At 44.3% G+C, this 17,037-nt stretch carries 13 protein-coding genes; 6 read left to right on the plus strand and 7 right to left on the minus strand.

Going from position 1 to position 17,037, the window contains the following annotated elements:
• Positions 1-9 precede the first annotated feature (9 nt).
• The 3 genes from gshAB (at position 10) to FXF62_RS09955 (ending at position 4,627) form a co-directional block, all read left to right on the plus strand.
• Positions 10-2,262, plus strand: a complete 2,253-nt coding sequence (gene gshAB, locus FXF62_RS09945; protein ID WP_187984267.1) for a bifunctional glutamate--cysteine ligase GshA/glutathione synthetase GshB — start codon at positions 10-12, stop codon at positions 2,260-2,262.
• Between the two features lie 238 nt (positions 2,263-2,500).
• Positions 2,501-3,346, plus strand: a complete 846-nt coding sequence (locus tag FXF62_RS09950) for a hypothetical protein (protein WP_149518614.1) — start codon at positions 2,501-2,503, stop codon at positions 3,344-3,346.
• Positions 3,347-3,370: 24 nt separating this feature from the next.
• The gene (locus tag FXF62_RS09955) at positions 3,371-4,627 is read left to right on the plus strand and encodes a toxic anion resistance protein (protein WP_149518615.1); all 1,257 of its coding nucleotides are present in this window, start codon (positions 3,371-3,373) and stop codon (positions 4,625-4,627) included.
• Positions 4,628-4,915: 288 nt separating this feature from the next.
• Here FXF62_RS09955 and tpx read toward each other — a convergent pair whose 3' ends face one another.
• From tpx to FXF62_RS09975, 4 genes are all read right to left on the minus strand, one after another.
• Positions 4,916-5,407, minus strand: coding sequence for a thiol peroxidase (gene tpx, locus FXF62_RS09960; protein WP_048766040.1), 492 nt, complete (start codon positions 5,405-5,407; stop codon positions 4,916-4,918).
• A gap of 151 nt (positions 5,408-5,558) precedes the next feature.
• Entirely contained in the window at positions 5,559-6,491 is a 933-nt protein-coding gene (gene scbA / locus FXF62_RS09965) for a metal ABC transporter substrate-binding lipoprotein/adhesin ScbA (RefSeq protein ID WP_045500328.1), read from the minus strand.
• 21 nt (positions 6,492-6,512) lie between these two features.
• Positions 6,513-7,349: a metal ABC transporter permease gene (locus FXF62_RS09970; RefSeq protein WP_316578652.1), complete on the minus strand. Its 837-nt coding sequence runs from the start codon at positions 7,347-7,349 to the stop codon at positions 6,513-6,515.
• 1 nt (position 7,350) lies between these two features.
• Complete coding sequence (locus FXF62_RS09975; RefSeq protein ID WP_149518617.1) at positions 7,351-8,070, minus strand: metal ABC transporter ATP-binding protein; 720 nt, start codon at positions 8,068-8,070, stop codon at positions 7,351-7,353.
• A 148-nt stretch (positions 8,071-8,218) separates the two neighbouring features.
• Here FXF62_RS09975 and FXF62_RS09980 point away from each other — a divergent pair, with 148 nt between their 5' ends.
• Positions 8,219-10,111 (plus strand): M13 family metallopeptidase, encoded by a 1,893-nt coding sequence (locus tag FXF62_RS09980; RefSeq protein ID WP_149518618.1) that lies wholly within the window; start codon positions 8,219-8,221, stop codon positions 10,109-10,111.
• A gap of 71 nt (positions 10,112-10,182) precedes the next feature.
• Here the strand turns inward: FXF62_RS09980 and FXF62_RS09985 are convergent, their stop codons facing one another.
• Complete coding sequence (locus FXF62_RS09985) at positions 10,183-10,884, minus strand: ion transporter (protein ID WP_149518619.1); 702 nt, start codon at positions 10,882-10,884, stop codon at positions 10,183-10,185.
• Between the two features lie 180 nt (positions 10,885-11,064).
• Between FXF62_RS09985 and leuS the strand changes: the two genes are divergently transcribed.
• Both leuS and FXF62_RS10000 read left to right on the plus strand, forming a co-directional pair.
• A complete protein-coding gene (leuS, locus tag FXF62_RS09990; RefSeq protein ID WP_149518623.1) occupies positions 11,065-13,566 on the plus strand; it encodes a leucine--tRNA ligase in 2,502 nt (833 codons plus the stop codon).
• A gap of 333 nt (positions 13,567-13,899) precedes the next feature.
• Complete coding sequence (locus FXF62_RS10000; protein ID WP_149518620.1) at positions 13,900-14,589, plus strand: VIT1/CCC1 transporter family protein; 690 nt, start codon at positions 13,900-13,902, stop codon at positions 14,587-14,589.
• 82 nt (positions 14,590-14,671) lie between these two features.
• Here the strand turns inward: FXF62_RS10000 and tsf are convergent, their stop codons facing one another.
• Positions 14,672-15,715, minus strand: coding sequence for a translation elongation factor Ts (tsf, locus tag FXF62_RS10005; protein WP_149518621.1), 1,044 nt, complete (start codon positions 15,713-15,715; stop codon positions 14,672-14,674).
• A gap of 81 nt (positions 15,716-15,796) precedes the next feature.
• On the minus strand, positions 15,797-16,579 hold the full coding sequence (gene rpsB, locus FXF62_RS10010; RefSeq protein ID WP_015605907.1) for a 30S ribosomal protein S2: 783 nt from the start codon (positions 16,577-16,579) through the stop codon (positions 15,797-15,799).
• Positions 16,580-17,037 lie beyond the last annotated feature (458 nt).

The following is a 17,037-nucleotide window of genomic DNA, read 5'->3' on the forward strand; positions in this document are numbered from 1 at the left end:
AAAAACATGATGACTATTGATCGTTTACTCGAAAAGCTAGACCCTGCCAGCCCGATCTTACAGGCGACTTTTGGACTGGAAAGAGAATCCCTGCGCGTGACAGAGGCAGGGACACTGGCATCAACTCCTCATCCCAGCTCTTTGGGCTCTCGGACTTTTCATCCCTATATCCAGACAGATTTTAGCGAGCAACAGCTCGAATTGATTACGCCCATTGCCTCTTCAACTCAGGAGGCTCATCGCCTGCTGGGTGCCATTACTGATGTGACTGGACGCTCCATCTCGCGAGAAGAACTCATGTGGCCCTTGTCCATGCCTCCCCAGCTCCGAGAAGACGAGATTGAGATTGCCCACCTCGAGAATGCCTACGAACTCCGTTATCGTCAAGGTTTAGCGGAGAAGTATGGCAAGCGACTCCAGACCATTTCCGGCATTCATTACAATATCGAGCTAGGAAAAGATTTGATGACAGCCCTCTTTGAGGCTAGTGACTTCACCTCCCTCAAAGATTTTAAAAATGCTCTCTATCTCAAATTGGCTCGTAATTTCCTCCGTTTCCGCTGGTTCTTGACCTATCTTTATGGTGCAGCTCCACTGGCAGAAGCTGGCTTTTACGACAAGCAAGTTGAGGCTCCTGTCCGTTCACTCCGCAATAGCCATCATGGATATGTCAATGAGGAGCATGTCCATGTCTCATTTAGCTCGCTGGAAAGCTATGTCTCAGACATCGAGGCCTATGTCAAGTCTGGTGACTTAAGTGCAGAAAAGGAATTTTACTCGCCCGTACGCTTTCGCGGTCAAAAACGAAATCGAGATTACCTAGAACAAGGCATTACTTACTTGGAGCTGCGCTGTTTCGACCTCAATCCATTTGATGTCTTGGGCATCAGTCAAGAAACCTTGGACACAGTCCATCTCTTTCTCTTGGCTCTCTTGTGGCTAGATGATGTGACAGATAGCGATGCGCAGCTACAAGCTTCCTATGCTCTCAACGATGCTATTGCTCTGGCTCACCCCTTGACTCCTCTACCCGCAGAGGCCGACAGCTCTGCTATTCTCCAAGCTATGGAAAATGTGATCCAGCATTTCAATCTCCCTGACGCCTATCGGCAATTACTAGCACAAGTCAGAGCTACACTGGCTGACCCCAAACTGACTCTGGCAGGGCAATTATTGCCTCATATTGTGAAAAATTCCCTCTCAGCTTTTGGACTTGCAAAAGCACAGGAATATCGAGATTACGCCTGGACTGCGCCCTACGCTCTCAAGGGCTATGAAAAGATGGAGCTTTCCACTCAAATGCTGATGTTTGACGCTCTCCAGAAAGGCCTTCATCTCGAAATCTTAGATGAAAATGACCAATTTCTCAAACTCTGGCATGGTCAGCATGTAGAGTATGTCAAGAACGGCAACATGACCTCCAAGGATAACTATATCATCCCTCTAGCCATGGCTAATAAAACAGTCACCAAAAAGATTTTGGCAGCAGCTGATTTTCCCGTTCCGGCTGGAGCAGAGTTTTCTTCTCTCGAAGAAGGTTTGGCCTATTACCCTTTGATGCAGGACCGACAAATTGTCGTCAAACCCAAGTCAACCAACTTCGGACTGGGCATCTCTATCTTCCAAGAACCGGCTAGTCTGGAAGCTTATCGCAAGGCTTTGGAGATTGCTTTTTCAGAAGACGCCGCCGTCTTGGTGGAGGAATTTATCGCTGGAACGGAGTACCGCTTCTTTGTCTTAGACGGTCAATGTGAGGCAGTTCTCTTGCGCGTGGCCGCTAATGTGGTCGGAGACGGTCAACACACCGTGAGAGAATTAGTTGCTATCAAAAACGACAATCCCCTACGCGGGCGCGACCATCGTTCACCGCTCGAAATCATTGAACTAGGGGACATTGAACTGCTTATGCTGGACCAGCAAGGCTACGGATCAGATGATATCCTGCCTGCTGGTGTCAAAGTTGACTTGCGGCGCAATTCCAATATTTCTACTGGCGGAGACTCGATTGATGTGACTGAAAGTATGCACTCATCTTATAAGGAACTCGCTGCGGACATGGCACAAGCTATGGGAGCTTGGGCCTGTGGCGTTGACCTTATCATCCCTGACAACTCTGCTATTTCTACAAAAGAAAATCCCAACTGTACCTGCATCGAGCTCAACTTCAACCCCTCTATGTATATGCACACCTATTGTGCTGAGGGGCCGGGACAAAGCATCACGCCGAAAATACTGGCCAAACTTTTCCCAGAAATGGACTGATAAAACAAGAATCGCAAGGAATACCCTGCGATTTTTGCTTGTCTACTTACAATAATTTTGCTTTCCAAACAAGGCATCCTTTCGGAAAAGGAAGCAAAGCTCTTTCTTGATGAAGCAAGCATTCTCAATAAATCTAAAAACATATCTGAATATATAAAATCATTGCACTCTTTATCCTTCAAAAATCAGCTTTTATGTTAAAATAGAGATAACATATTGAGTAGAAAGAGAAAGGTTCATGTCGAGGAGAAATGATGATTCTAACCAGCAACCGGAATGGTTTAGCTGGATTTGGATACTTGTGTTTGTATTTGGTGCTGGAATAGTAGCTAGTTATCTGGTTCCCATGGCTATACTAGGAGCTATTGGCTACGGGATTTATCGCTACCAAAAGCAGAAAAAAGTTCGTATTGAAGCTAAGCAAGCCAGCATCGGCCGCATTGAAGATTTAAAGGCAGAGATTGGTCAGGCTGACCGCCGTATTAGAGAATTGGAAAGCTACCAAGAATACGGCAAGAAGGAGGCCTATCAGACTTTAGCTCTGCAAATTCTTCCCCAGCTGACCTATATCAAAAGTGTTGCCGACAACCTCCAGGGAGAGATCCCTGCCTCTATCTACCAGCGCATTCAGACTAAAATTGCTACTGTAACCGAAGAAATTGATAAACAACTGCAAAAGATTGAACAAGAGAAAAGACAAAAAGAAGCACAGCCTAAGAAAACTAGTCTAGAAGACTTAGCTCCGGAATTAGTCGCTACAGTTCGCAATATTCAGATTGACCATGAGGCCATTCTTCAAAAAATTTCTCAATCCGAAAGCAACAACAAGGAAGAGCTGACTGCCATTCATCAGTCCCAGATGGAGCACTACGAAGATATTTTAGAAGGATACCTCAAAATCAAAGCTTCTCCCAAAGATTTTTACAATGCCGAGGAGCGGCTAGCCAAAGCCAAAGCAGCTATCGAGCAGTTTGACTTGGACCTAGACGAAGCGCTGCGTCAGTTAAATGAAGCTGATTTGAGGGACTTTGACATTAGCCTGCGTATCTTAGACAAAGAAAAGCAAACAGACACTGGCTTTTAAGCTAGATAAACCAAAGGAGAAACTATGAGCCTAGAATTTAATTTTGACATTGATAAAATTGCTAACAATGCTATCAGCAAAAGCGACAAAACAACAGAAATCATCGAGGCCAATACGACTCAAGAAAATGGCCAGCTAACTTTTCTGGAAAAACTGACTCCTGAGCAACAGAGTGCGATTACGGCTAAAGCCCCTCAGCTGGTGGATAATTTCGTATCGGACCAAAATGCCTTGCTGGACTTTGGCCAATCTGCTGTAGAAGAGGTCAACGGTACTGTCAATCGTATCTTAGCCGAGCAGAAAAAATTACAAATTCCCCAGGTAGATGAGCTCTTAAAAAACACCAACAAAGAACTCAATGGCTTTGTCGCAAAATACAAGGATGCTCAAGTAGCAGAACTGGACAAGAAGCCTAATTTCCTGGAAAAACTCTTCAAACAAAGTCGAAATACCCTTCAAGAATTCTATTTTGACTCACAAAATATTGAGCAGAAAATGGACGGCATGGCTGCAACAGTCGTCAAACAAGAAGATGTTCTGGCTCGCAACATCGTTTCTGCTGAAATGCTGATTGAGGACAATACCAAATCAATTGAAAATCTCGTCGGAGTCATTTCCTTTATCGAAGCGTCTCAGCGAGAAGCTGGTAATCGAGCGCTCAAACTGCAGGATGAAGTGGCCCAGTTAGATATGACAACCGTTGACTACCAAGTCAAATCGCAAGAATTAGCTCGTATGACAGAGGTGGTCAATACCTTAGAGCAGCAACACACTGAATATGTCAGCCGTCTCTATGTGGCTTGGGCGACAACGCCTCAAATGCGTAATCTGGTCAAGGTTTCCTCTGATATGCGCCAAAAGCTCGGAATGCTTCGTCGCAATACCATTCCAACAATGAAGCTGTCTATTGCCCAATTAGGTATTCTCCAGCAATCCATGAAGTCTGGTCAGGTGGCTGACGCCATTTCAAATGCTAACAACGCTGCCCTGCAAATGCTCGCTGAGACCAGCAAGGAAGTCATTCCTCAGCTGGAGCGGATTTCCCAAAGTCCTACTATCGCTGTTGAGTCTGTCACCAAGCTGGCAGAAAGCCTCGTCGCACAAAATCAAGGCATTATCGAAGCCATTGATAAGGGACGGGAAAAACGTGCTCTGCTAGAAGCAGCCGTCATCCAATCCGCAGAAACTATCAACAACTCTGTCAAACTGCGTGATCAAAAGATTATCCAAGCCCTGCTGGACCAAGGCAAGGAAGCCCAGAAAGAATTAACTTCAGAATAAGTAAAAGAGCCGTCCAGGCTCTTTCAAATCGTAGAGGCTGGGACAAAAGTCCTAGCCTCTCAATTGTCTTTAGATTGTCGAGCAAGACGCAGTGCTTGAGTGGGCTCTATTACGCTGATTTCATCAGCTTTTACAGCTCTGCTCAAGTGTGCGGAGGTGGGACAGAAATCGAATTCTAACGAATTACCGATTTCTATCCCACTCTCTTTTTGTATTTTTGGTCAAGAAGATAAAAATGCACTCAGTTCTTAAGGAGAATTGAGTGCATTTTTGAAAAAGTATATTTCTTTACAAACTTTTGACTGCTGCAATGGCTGCATCATAATCTGGCTCAGTATTGATATTGTCTACGTACTCGGCGTAGGTCACGGTGTTGTTTTCGTCTAAAACTAGGACCGCACGAGCCAACAGATGCCATTCATTGATGAGGACAGCATAGTCGCGACCGAAAGAATGGTCGAAGTAGTCAGATAGCATGACGGCATTTTCGATGCCTTCAGCAGCACACCATTTGCCTTGAGCAAAAGGTAAGTCAACTGAAACCGTGATAACAACGGTATTGTCCAAGTCAGAGAGTTCTTGATTGAAACGACGGGTCTGAGTTGAACAAACACCAGTATCGATAGACGGCACGATGCTGAGAACTTTCTTTTTGCCAGCAAAGTCAGCCAGAGTTTTCTTTGAAAGGTCAGTAGCTGTCAGGCTAAAATCGTGGGCCGTATCACCGACTTGAAGTTGCTGACCTGTAAAGGTTACAGGATTTCCGAGAAAAGTTGTCATAGGAAGTCTCCATTCATGTTTGATAGCTCCATTGTACTGCGAATAGTGATTTTTTTCGAATAATTTGACCGAAAATTTGAGAGCGACTCCATGTGAAGCTTGTTCTTCAGAAATAAAGAGGTTAGGATTTTATCTTCCCAACCTCTTATCATTATTTAGATAGACCTTCTGCGATCTTTTCTAAGTTGTATTTCATCATGCTGTAATAGCTATCTCCTTCTTCTCCTTTTTCTGCAACAGAGTCAGTGAAGATTTTAGCGTAGATCGGAATGTTGGTGTCTTTAGAAACGGTCTTCATCGGACGGTCGTCTACACTTGATTCCACAAAGAGTGATGGCACTTTGGTCTTACGAAGTTTTTCAACCAAAGTTTTAATTTGGTCTGGAGTCCCTTCTTCTTCAGTGTTGATTTCCCAAATGTAGGCTGATGGCACATTGTAGGCCTTAGAGAAGTACTTGAAGCAACCTTCGCTGGTTACAATCATTTTCTTTTCTTCAGGAATGTTGTTGAATTTCTCTTTAGCTTCCTTGTCCAAAGCGCTTAGCTTTTCCACATAAGCCTTAAGATTTTTCTCGTAAGTTTCTTTGTTAGCTGGGTCTTTTTCGCTCAAGCGCTTAGCAATGTTTTGAGCATAGATGATTCCATTTTCCAAGTTGAGCCAAGCATGTGGGTCTTCTTTCCCTTTTTCACTTTGGCCTTCCAAGTAAATCACGTCCACGCCTTCGCTGACAGCATAATAGTCCTTGTTTTCTTTCTTCTTAGCATTTTCTACCAATTTTGTGAACCAAGCATTACCACCTGTTTCTAGGTTGATCCCATTGTAGAAAATCAGATCCGCTTGGGAAGTCTTTTTGACATCTTCAGGCAGAGGCTCGTATTCATGCGGGTCTTGGCCGACAGGTACGATGCTGTGCAAATTGATCTTATCGCCAGCGATATTCTTTGTAATATCCGCAATAATCGAGTTGGTCGCAACAACATTCAATTTTGAAGAACCAGTCTCGGTACTGCTTTTTTGACTAGAGCAGGCTGCTAGGCCGACAAAAGCCAGCAAAAGCAGAACTAAGAAACGACATTTTTTCATTGGAAATCCTCCATAAATATATTATTTTACTTTTCTTTTTAAATACCGCTGTTTTGGTGCGATAAAAAATGAAACCAAAAAGATCAGGGCAGAGGTTAGAACGATACTAGAACCTGCTGCAACATTAAAACTATAACCGATGAAGAGGCCTAAAATAGATGCACCAGCTCCCAAGGCAGATGACAATAAAATCATGGTCTTGAGACTCTTGGCATAGAGATAGGCGGTCGCAGCTGGTGTAATCAGCATGGCCACAATCAGAATCGTTCCGACACTTTGCATGGCTGTGACAGATACCAGAGTCAAGAGAATCATCAGTAAATAGTGGTAAAAATTCACCTTCATTCCCATAGCTTGGGCTAAGAGCGGGTCAAAGGAGGTCAGCAAAAGCTGCTTGAAGAAAATACTAATGAGCAGCAGCACTAAAATACCCACGCCAATACTAATCCACATATCAAGGTCTTGTACCGCCAAGATATTCCCAAAGAGAATATGGAAGAGGTCGGTCGAACTCTTGGCAACGCTAATCAAAATGATCCCCAAAGCCAAGAAGGAAGAAAAAGTAATCCCAATAGCCGTGTCACTTTTGATAATAGAATTCCCTTTGATATAAGTGATAATGATGGAAGCTAGTAAGCCAAAGGTAATGGCACCGATGAAGAAATTAATCCCCAAAATATAAGACAGAGCCACACCGGGCAGCACCGCGTGAGAGATGGCATCCCCCATGAGCGACATGCCCCGCAGAATGATAAAGCATCCAACAGCACCGGCCACTACTCCAATCACAATAGCCGTAATCAACGCATTTTGCAGGAAATGAAAGTCATGTAATCCTTGAATAAATTCCTGAATCATCCTAGGCACCTCCATTCATAAAGAGCTGAGAGCCATAGGTCTTCTGCATATTTTCTTTGGTGAAGGTGCTCTCAGTTGATCCGAAAGCGACGACTTTTTTATTAAGTAACAAGACTTGATCAAAATAAGCGACCACCTTGCCCAAGTCATGGTGGACAATCAAAATCGTCTTCCCGTCTTTTCTTAGCTGACGAAGTGTTTTCATAATAATCTCTTCGCTGACCGAGTCAATCCCAACAAAAGGCTCATCTAGGAAAATATAGTCCGCCTCCTGAACCAAGCAACGGGCAATCAAGACCCGTTGAAATTGTCCACCAGACAACTGGCTAATCTGCCGCTCAGCAAAATCTTCTAAACCAACGATTTTCAAAGCCCGAGCAACCTTTTCCCAGTCAGACGCTTTGAGGCGTTGAAAGAGCTTGATCTTAGGATACAAGCCCAGAGACACACATTCCTTGACCTTGATAGGAAAATTATAGTCAATGTGAATTTTCTGCTCTACATAAGCAATCTTGCTTAATTCTTGCTTCATGGGTTTTCTATCCAGAAAGGTCTGCCCCTCACTCTCAACAATTCCTAACATACCTTTGATGAGCGTTGACTTCCCAGCCCCGTTTGGTCCGATAATCCCTGTGATAGTAGGTCCTTTTATTGTTAAAGAAGTTGGTTCTAAGGCCAGCTGTCCTTGATAACTGACACTTAAATTTTTCATTTCAATCATTGTTATACCTCTTTTGTTTTAATATACATTAAAATGAAAATTAAGTCAAGTTAATTCTTAAAAAATCCTTAAAGTCAATATAGGAAATATTTGAAAAAAGGAGCTAATTTTGATAAGGTTATATCAAAAGCATGAAAGTGAGAACAAGATGACACGTTTACAAGATGATTTTTATGATGCCATTAATGGTGAATGGGCCAAAACAGCGGTTATCCCAGATGATAAGCCCGTAACTGGTGGTTTTACGGATCTGTCAGATGAGATTGAAAAGCTAATGCTCTCCACTACTGATCAATGGCTGCGGGGTGAGGAAGTTCCTGATGATGCTATTTTACAAAACTTTATTAAGTACCATCGTTTAGCTGCTGACTATGACAAGCGGGAAGAACTCGGTGTCAAGCCTGTTTTGCCTTTGATTGCGGAATATCAAGCACTCAACTCCTTTGCAGAATTTACCACAAAGATTGCCGAGTTTGAGCTGGCTGGCAAGCCCAATTTCTTTCCTTTTGGTGTAGCGCCTGACTTTATGGACGCCCGTATCAATGTCCTTTGGGCAGATGCACCAGGTACTATTCTCCCAGATACAACCTACTATGCCGATGGGCATCCTCAAAAGGATAAGCTCTTGAAAAAATGGCGCGAATCTTCCGAGGCTTTGCTGCAAAAATTCGAATTTTCAGCAGAAGAAATCCAAGATTTGCTGGATAAGGTTTTAGAACTGGATGCTCGAATTGCCAAAGTCGTTCTGTCACGAGAGGAAAGCTCAGAATATGCCAAGCTTTACCATCCTTACAAGTGGGAAGACTTCAAGGCCTTAGCACCGAATCTACCTTTAGATGCTATCTTCACCCAACTCATCGGGCAAATTCCTGACCAGATTATCGTACCAGAGGAGCGTTTCTGGCAGGCTGCCGACCAATTCTACTGTGAAGAGGCTTGGCCTCTGCTCAAGGCCGTGCTTATCTTTAACGCTATCGCGTCAGCTGAAGCTTATTTGACTGACGAAATCCGTGTCCTAGCAGGCGCTTATCGTCGTGCCCTATCTGGAACACCTCAAGCGCAAGACAAGAAAAAAGCTGCCTTTTACCTAGCTCAAGCGCCTTTCAATCAAGCCATCGGGCTCTGGTATGCCGGACAGAAATTCTCCCCTGAAGCCAAGGCCGATGTCGAGCAAAAAGTAGCCAACATGATCCAAGTCTACAAGGAACGCCTCGCAAGCAATGATTGGCTGACACCAGAAACTCGGGACAAGGCTATTGTCAAGCTCAATGTCATCAAGCCTTATATCGGCTACCCAGAGGAGCTGCCTGAGCGCTATGCAGACAAGCTTGTGGATGAAAATCTCAGCCTCTTCGAAAATGCTCAAAAACTGCGACAAGTGGAAATTAAGTATGGTTGGAGCAAGTGGAACCAGCCAGTGGATTACAAAGAATGGGGAATGCCAGCCCATATGGTCAATGCCTACTACAATCCTCAGAAAAACCTGATTGTCTTTCCAGCGGCTATCCTGCAGGCGCCTTTCTACGACCTGCACCAGTCTTCTTCAGCCAATTATGGCGGTATCGGAGCGGTTATTGCTCATGAAATTTCTCATGCTTTTGATACCAACGGCGCTTCCTTTGATGAAAACGGCAGCCTCAACAACTGGTGGACAGAGCATGACTACCAAGCCTTTACTGAGCGGACTCAGAAAGTCATCGACCAGTTTGAAGGTCTAGATTCCTATGGTGCCAAGGTCAATGGCAAGCTGACCGTTTCAGAAAACGTAGCGGACTTGGGCGGTATTGCAGCAGCTCTAGAAGCAGCCAAGAAAGAAGCTGACTTCTCTGCGGAGGAATTCTTCACCAACTTTGCCCGCATCTGGCGAATGAAAGGACGCGAAGAGTATATGAAGCTCTTGGCAAGCGTTGATGTCCATGCTCCAGCCAAGCTTCGGACCAATGTACAGCTGCCTAACTTTGACGACTTCTTTACGACCTTTGATGTCCAAGAAGGAGACGGCATGTGGCGCAGTCCAGAAGAGCGCGTGGTGATTTGGTGAAGGACTTCAATCATATTTAATCAAACAAAAACCTGCTCGGGAATGGCGTCATGGCCTTACCGAACAGGTTTTTATAGTTCTTTGATTTCTTTCATATAGCCGGCTGTGATGATACCAGCGGGCAGGGCGACAATGGCGATTCCTAAAAAGGATGAAATCATGGTAATAATTTTTCCAATCGTTGAAACTGCATAAATATCACCATAACCAACCGTCGTCAGGGAGATGGTTGCCCAGTAGAGGGCGTCAAAAAAATTAGGAAACGTGCTGGGTTCGACATTAAAAATGATAAGGGCAGAGATGAAGATATAGCCGAGAGCCAAAAGGCCCACGATCATCAAACTGTCCTTCTGCTTTTTTAAGACATTGGTCAATATTTGGATATTTTTAGAATAGCGAATGAACTTAAAGACCAGTAAGATACGAAGCATACGCAAAATCTTAAAAAGCCGCAAACTATTATTTAGCAAAAAGAGAGAAGGCAAAATGCAGAGCAGATCAGCCAGCGCCAAAAAGGTAAAAGGATAGAGGAAAAAAGAAAGCTTCCCCTTTTCCAATTTATAATCGGCCGTTAGAAGCCGAAGAAGGTAGTCAATAATAAAAATAATCGTGGACACAAAATCCAACCACATGAAGATTCCTGTGTGACTTTTTGTAGTCAGGGGGATCAGGCTGACAATAATAGTCAGGAACGTAAAGACATCATAGGCTTTTTCAATCGCATTTTCCTTTTGATGGGGCTCAATAATCTGAAATAAAGTCTTTCTTGTCATCCTCAACCTCACTTTTTTAAACTTGCCTTCATTCTATCTATTTTTAAAAATAAGTCAGGGTCAAGCCGCAAAGATTTTCTTCATTCTCCTTCGTCGGTTGCTTTCAAAATCCCTTGAAAATGGTATAATAGATAGAAACGTGTCTAGAACACAGAAAAGATCGTTGGAGAGTAAATGATTATGGCAACTTACAATCACAAAGAAATCGAGCCCAAGTGGCAGAAATACTGGGCTGAGCACCATACATTCAAGACAGGTACCGACAAGGACAAGCCTAACTTTTATGCGCTGGATATGTTCCCTTATCCATCAGGAGCTGGTCTGCACGTAGGACACCCTGAAGGCTACACAGCGACGGATATCCTCAGCCGCTACAAGCGCGCGCAAGGCTACAATGTCCTTCATCCTATGGGCTGGGATGCCTTTGGTCTGCCAGCTGAGCAGTACGCTATGGATACAGGAAATGACCCGGCTGACTTTACAGCAGAAAACATTGCCAACTTCAAACGCCAAATCAACGCGCTTGGTTTTTCTTATGACTGGGATCGGGAAGTTAACACGACTGACCCCAACTACTACAAGTGGACCCAGTGGATCTTCACCAAGCTTTACGAAAAAGGCTTGGCCTATGAAGCTGAAGTGCCAGTAAACTGGGTGGAAGAGCTGGGAACGGCTATTGCCAATGAGGAAGTTCTGCCAGACGGAACATCTGAGCGCGGTGGTTATCCAGTTGTCCGCAAGCCTATGCGTCAGTGGATGCTGAAAATCACAGCTTATGCAGAACGTTTGCTCAATGACTTGGAGGAGCTGGACTGGCCTGAGTCTATCAAGGACATGCAGCGCAACTGGATCGGTAAATCAACCGGTGCTAATGTAACCTTCAAGATTAAGGATACAGATAAGGACTTCACCGTCTTTACGACTCGTCCGGACACCCTTTTTGGTGCGACCTATGCTGTTTTGGCTCCGGAGCATGCACTTGTTGACGCCATTACAAGTGCCGAACAAGCCCAAGCAGTTGCAGACTACAAACATGCAGCCAGCCTCAAATCAGACCTAGCTCGGACTGACTTGGCTAAGGAGAAGACTGGTGTCTGGACAGGAGCTTATGCCATCAATCCTGTCAACGGCAAGGAAATCCCAATCTGGATTGCCGACTATGTGCTTGCAAGCTACGGAACAGGGGCTATCATGGCTGTTCCTGCACACGACGAGCGCGACTGGGAGTTTGCTAAGCAGTTTGATTTAGAGATTATTCCGGTTCTAGAGGGTGGCAATGTTGCTGACGCTGCTTATACAGAGGACGGTCCGCATATTAACTCTGGCTTCCTAGATGGCTTAGACAAGGCTGCCGCTATTGCTAAGATTGTGGCTTGGTTGGAAGAGAAAGGTTGTGGACAAGAGAAGGTTACCTACCGCCTCCGCGACTGGCTTTTTAGTCGTCAGCGCTACTGGGGTGAGCCAATTCCAATCATTCATTGGGAAGATGGGACTTCAACGGCTGTCCCTGAAAATGAACTGCCACTTGTCTTGCCAGTAACCAAGGACATCCGCCCCTCAGGTACTGGTGAAAGTCCACTAGCTAACTTGACAGACTGGCTTGAGGTGACTCGTGAAGATGGCGTCAAAGGTCGTCGTGAGACCAATACTATGCCACAATGGGCAGGTTCAAGTTGGTACTATCTCCGCTATATAGACCCACATAATACTGAGAAATTGGCTGATGAGGACCTTCTCAAACAATGGTTGCCAGTAGATATCTATGTGGGTGGGGCAGAGCATGCCGTTCTTCACTTGCTCTACGCTCGTTTCTGGCACAAATTCCTTTATGATATCGGTGTTGTTCCAACTAAAGAACCATTCCAAAAACTCTTTAACCAAGGAATGATTTTGGGAACGAGCTACCGTGACCACCGTGGCGCTCTTGTGGCAACTGATAAGGTTGAAAAACGTGATGGTTCCTTCTTCCATGTGGAAACAGGAGAAGAGTTGGAGCAAGCACCAGCCAAGATGTCTAAATCCCTCAAAAACGTGGTCAACCCAGACGATGTGGTGGAACAATACGGTGCCGACACTCTTCGTGTCTATGAAATGTTCATGGGACCACTTGATGCTTCTATCGCTTGGTCAGAAGAAGGTCTGGAAGGAAGCCGTAAGTTCCTCGACCGTGTTTACCGTTTGATGACAACCAAAGAAATCGTTGCGGAAAACAATGGCGCTCTTGATAAGGTCTACAACGAAACGGTGAAATCTGTCACAGAGCAGATCGAGGAGCTCAAGTTTAACACAGCCATTGCCCAGCTCATGATCTTTGTCAATGCAGCCAACAAGGAAGAAAAGCTCTATGTCGAATATGCTAAAGGTTTTATCCAATTGCTAGCGCCTTTTGCACCGCACTTGGCCGAAGAGCTCTGGCAGGCAGTAGCTCAAACTAGCGAGAGTATCTCCTACGTAGCTTGGCCAACTTATGATGAAAGTAAACTGGTCGAGGCAGAGGTCGAAATCGTAGTGCAAATCAAGGGTAAAGTTCGTGCTAAGCTAGTCGTAGCCAAAGATCTGAGCCGTGAGGAACTGCAGGAAATCGCTCTGGCAGATGAGAAAATCAAGTCTGAAATTGCCGGTAAAGAAATCGTGAAAGTGATCAGCGTGCCGAATAAACTGGTTAATATCGTAGTAAAATAAGCAGTTTGGTGCAACATTATAGTGATTATAAAAAAGGAGGCTGGGACAAAAGTCCTAGCCTCTCAGTTGTCTTTGGATTGTTGAGCAAGATGCAGTGGTTGAGTGGGCTCTACTACGCTGATTTCATCAGCTTTTACAGGCCTACTCAACTGTGCGGAGGTGGGACGACGAAATCGAATTCTAACGAATTACTGATTTCTGTCCCACTCTCTTTTTTGATAAGAATTTTCCCTTAAATCGTCGGACTTTTCTCATTTTCCGACTTTCACTTGCTATCCTCACTCTTTTTATTTATAATGATTATAAATAAAAAGAAAAGAGAAAAGTTTCAGAATGGAAGAACATAAGATTGACAAAAATTTTAGTGGACGCCTGAATATTTTGCGGGCTGGGGTCTTGGGAGCCAACGACGGCATTATTTCTATCGCAGGGGTGGTCATCGGGGTGGCCAGTGCGACGGAAGATGTTTGGATTATCTTTCTGTCTGGTCTGGCTGCTGTCTTTGCAGGCGCCTTTTCTATGGCTGGCGGGGAGTACGTATCCGTCTCCACTCAGAAATACACTGAGGAGGCTGCAGTGGCTAGAGAGCGAGAACTCTTAGAAAAGAATCCCGATATCGCCAGACAGTCCCTCTACGCCTCCTACGTCCAAAATGGTGAGTGCGAGACTTCTGCCCAACTCTTGACCAATCGCGCCTTCTTGCAGGATCCGCTCAAGGCCTCGGTGGAGGAAAAGTACGGCATTGAGGTCGAAGAATTCACCAATCCTTGGCATGCAGCCATATCCAGCTTTCTAGCCTTTGCCATAGGTGCAATTTCCCCTATGCTGACCATCGTTCTGCTTCCGGCTACCTATCGGATTCCAGCGACCGTCCTTGTTGTAGCTCTTTCCCTCTTGGGAACTGGCTATACTAGTGCAAAATTGAGACAGGCACCCATTAAAAATGCCATGATCCGTAACTTCACTATCGGACTTTTGACCATGACTGTCACCTATCTCCTAGGCCAGTTCTTCTCAATTTAAAAGAAAAACTATTCAGGCCAGCATAATAAAAAGATTGAAAAGAAATGATTTCTCTTCAATCTTTTTTTGTTATAAACTTAGATTAGTTTTGGCCAAGAGCAGCTGCCATTGTTGCTGCAACTTCTGATTCGAAGTCGTTAGCTGCTTTTTCAATACCTTCACCAACTTCAAAGCGAACAAACTCAACTACTGAAGCATTCACTGAATCAAGGTAGGCTTCAACTGTCTTGCTGTCATCCATGATGTAAACTTGTGCAAGAAGTGTGTAAGCTTGGTCAACTTTAGTGTTGTCAAGCAAGAAGCGATCCATTTTACCTGGGATGATCTTGTCCCAGATCTTTTCTGGTTTGCCTTCAGCAGCCAACTCAGCTTTGATGTCAGCTTCAGCTTGTGCAATCACTTCGTCAGTCAACTGAGCTTTTGAACCATATTTCAAGTGTGGAAGTGCTGGCTTGTCAACCATAGCGCGGCTTTCATTGTCTTGATCGATAGCGTGGTTCAATTGTGCCAATTCATCTTTAACAAATTGCTCATCCAATTCTTTGTATGAAAGAACAGTTGGTTTCATCGCAGCAATGTGCATAGAAATTTGTTTTGCAAGAGCGTCATCGCCACCGTCAATCACTGAAACAACACCGATACGGCCACCATTGTGTTGGTAAGCACCGAAGTGTTGAGCATCAGTCTTTTCAACCAAAGCAAAACGACGGAATGAGATTTTTTCTCCGATAGTTGCAGTTGCAGATACGTATGCAGCTTCAAGAGTTTCACCTGAAGGCATTGTCAATGCAAACGCTTCTTCGTTGTTAGCTGGCTTGCCTTCTGCGATAACTTTTGCAGTAGTATTTACCAATTCAACGAATTGAGCGTTTTTCGCAACAAAGTCAGTTTCTGCATTGACTTCAACGATAGCTGCAACGTTACCATCCACATAAACGCCTGTCAAACCTTCAGCGGCAACACGGTCAGCTTTCTTAGCTGCTTTTGCCATACCTTTTTCGCGAAGCAATTCAATCGCTTTTTCGATGTCACCATCAGTTTCAACCAATGCTTTCTTAGCGTCCATGACACCAGCACCAGATTTTTCGCGCAATTCTTTTACAAGCTTAGCTGTAATTTCTGCCATTTTTCTTCTCCTATGTTTACTATTTTTAAATAAAGGGGCCGGGCTGAGCCCCGCCCCTTTAGGTTAATTGACTTATGAAAATTATGCGTTGTCGCCTTCTACAACTTCAACGATTTCTTCGATTGAGTCTGCTTGAGTTTCAGTTGCAGCAAATTCTGCTTCAACAGTTGCTACAGCGTCCTCACCTTGACGGCCTTCGATAACAGCATCAGCCATTTTCGCAGTGATCAATTTAACGGCACGGATAGCGTCGTCGTTAGCAGGGATAATCACATCGATATCGTCTGGATCAGTATTTGTGTCAACCATCGCAACTACTGGAATACCAAGTTTCTTAGCTTCCTTAACAGCGATTTGCTCTTTATGAGGGTCAACGATGTACATTACATCTGGGATGCGAGGCATATCTTCGATACCACCCAAGAATTTTTCAAGACGAGCACGTTGTTTGTTCAAAAGTGCTACTTCTTTCTTAGGAAGAACTTCGAAGATTCCTTCTTCTTCCATACGTTTGATTTCTTTCAAACGAGCAACACGTTTTTGAATAGTTGTCCAGTTTGTAAGAGTTCCACCCAACCAACGGTGGTTGATGTAGTATTGACCAGCACGTTCTGCTTCTTCTTTTACAGCTTCAGCAGCTTGCTTTTTAGTACCAACAAACAAGATAACTGCATCGTTTGCAGCTGCATCACGCATGAAGTCGTAAGCTTGATCTGCGTATTTTACAGTTTGTTGAAGGTCGATAACGTGGATACCGTTACGCTCAGTGAAGATGTACTTAGCCATCTTAGGGTTCCAGCGACGAGTTTGGTGACCAAAGTGAACACCAGCCTCAAGAAGTTGTTTCATTGAAATTACTGCCATGAGTAAATTCTCCTTTTTGTTTTTTTCCTCTTTTAGATTTCAGCTCGCAGAGCTACCAATCGGCAACGGCTCCACAATTCATCTAAAATGAGTATTTCTGCCATTTAAACGGCATCTACTATCATATCAAATTTTCTAGCTTTTGACAAGTGCTTTATACATTTCATATTTCTAATCTTTCTAGCGAAGCGACTGTTATTTAAAAGACATCTATTCATAGAATATAGCTAAAAGCGAGTATTGATACATGGATAAGGTGGTGTTCGGAGTCTCACAAAGAACTTCTCCACAATAAAAAGAGAGGACATTTAGTTCCCTTTTCTTGGCTCTATAATTTCTGTAGTGGGTAAATCCACCGCAGGGATTATGGAGCCTCTTTTGTTGTAGAAAAACTGGCAAGACACCTTGTTTTAGGTGGAGTTTGATCAAAGTATGTGGGACGCTCAACGTCGCGTATT

Source organism: Streptococcus cristatus (assembly GCF_008369405.1).
GTDB lineage: Bacteria > Bacillota > Bacilli > Lactobacillales > Streptococcaceae > Streptococcus > Streptococcus cristatus_G.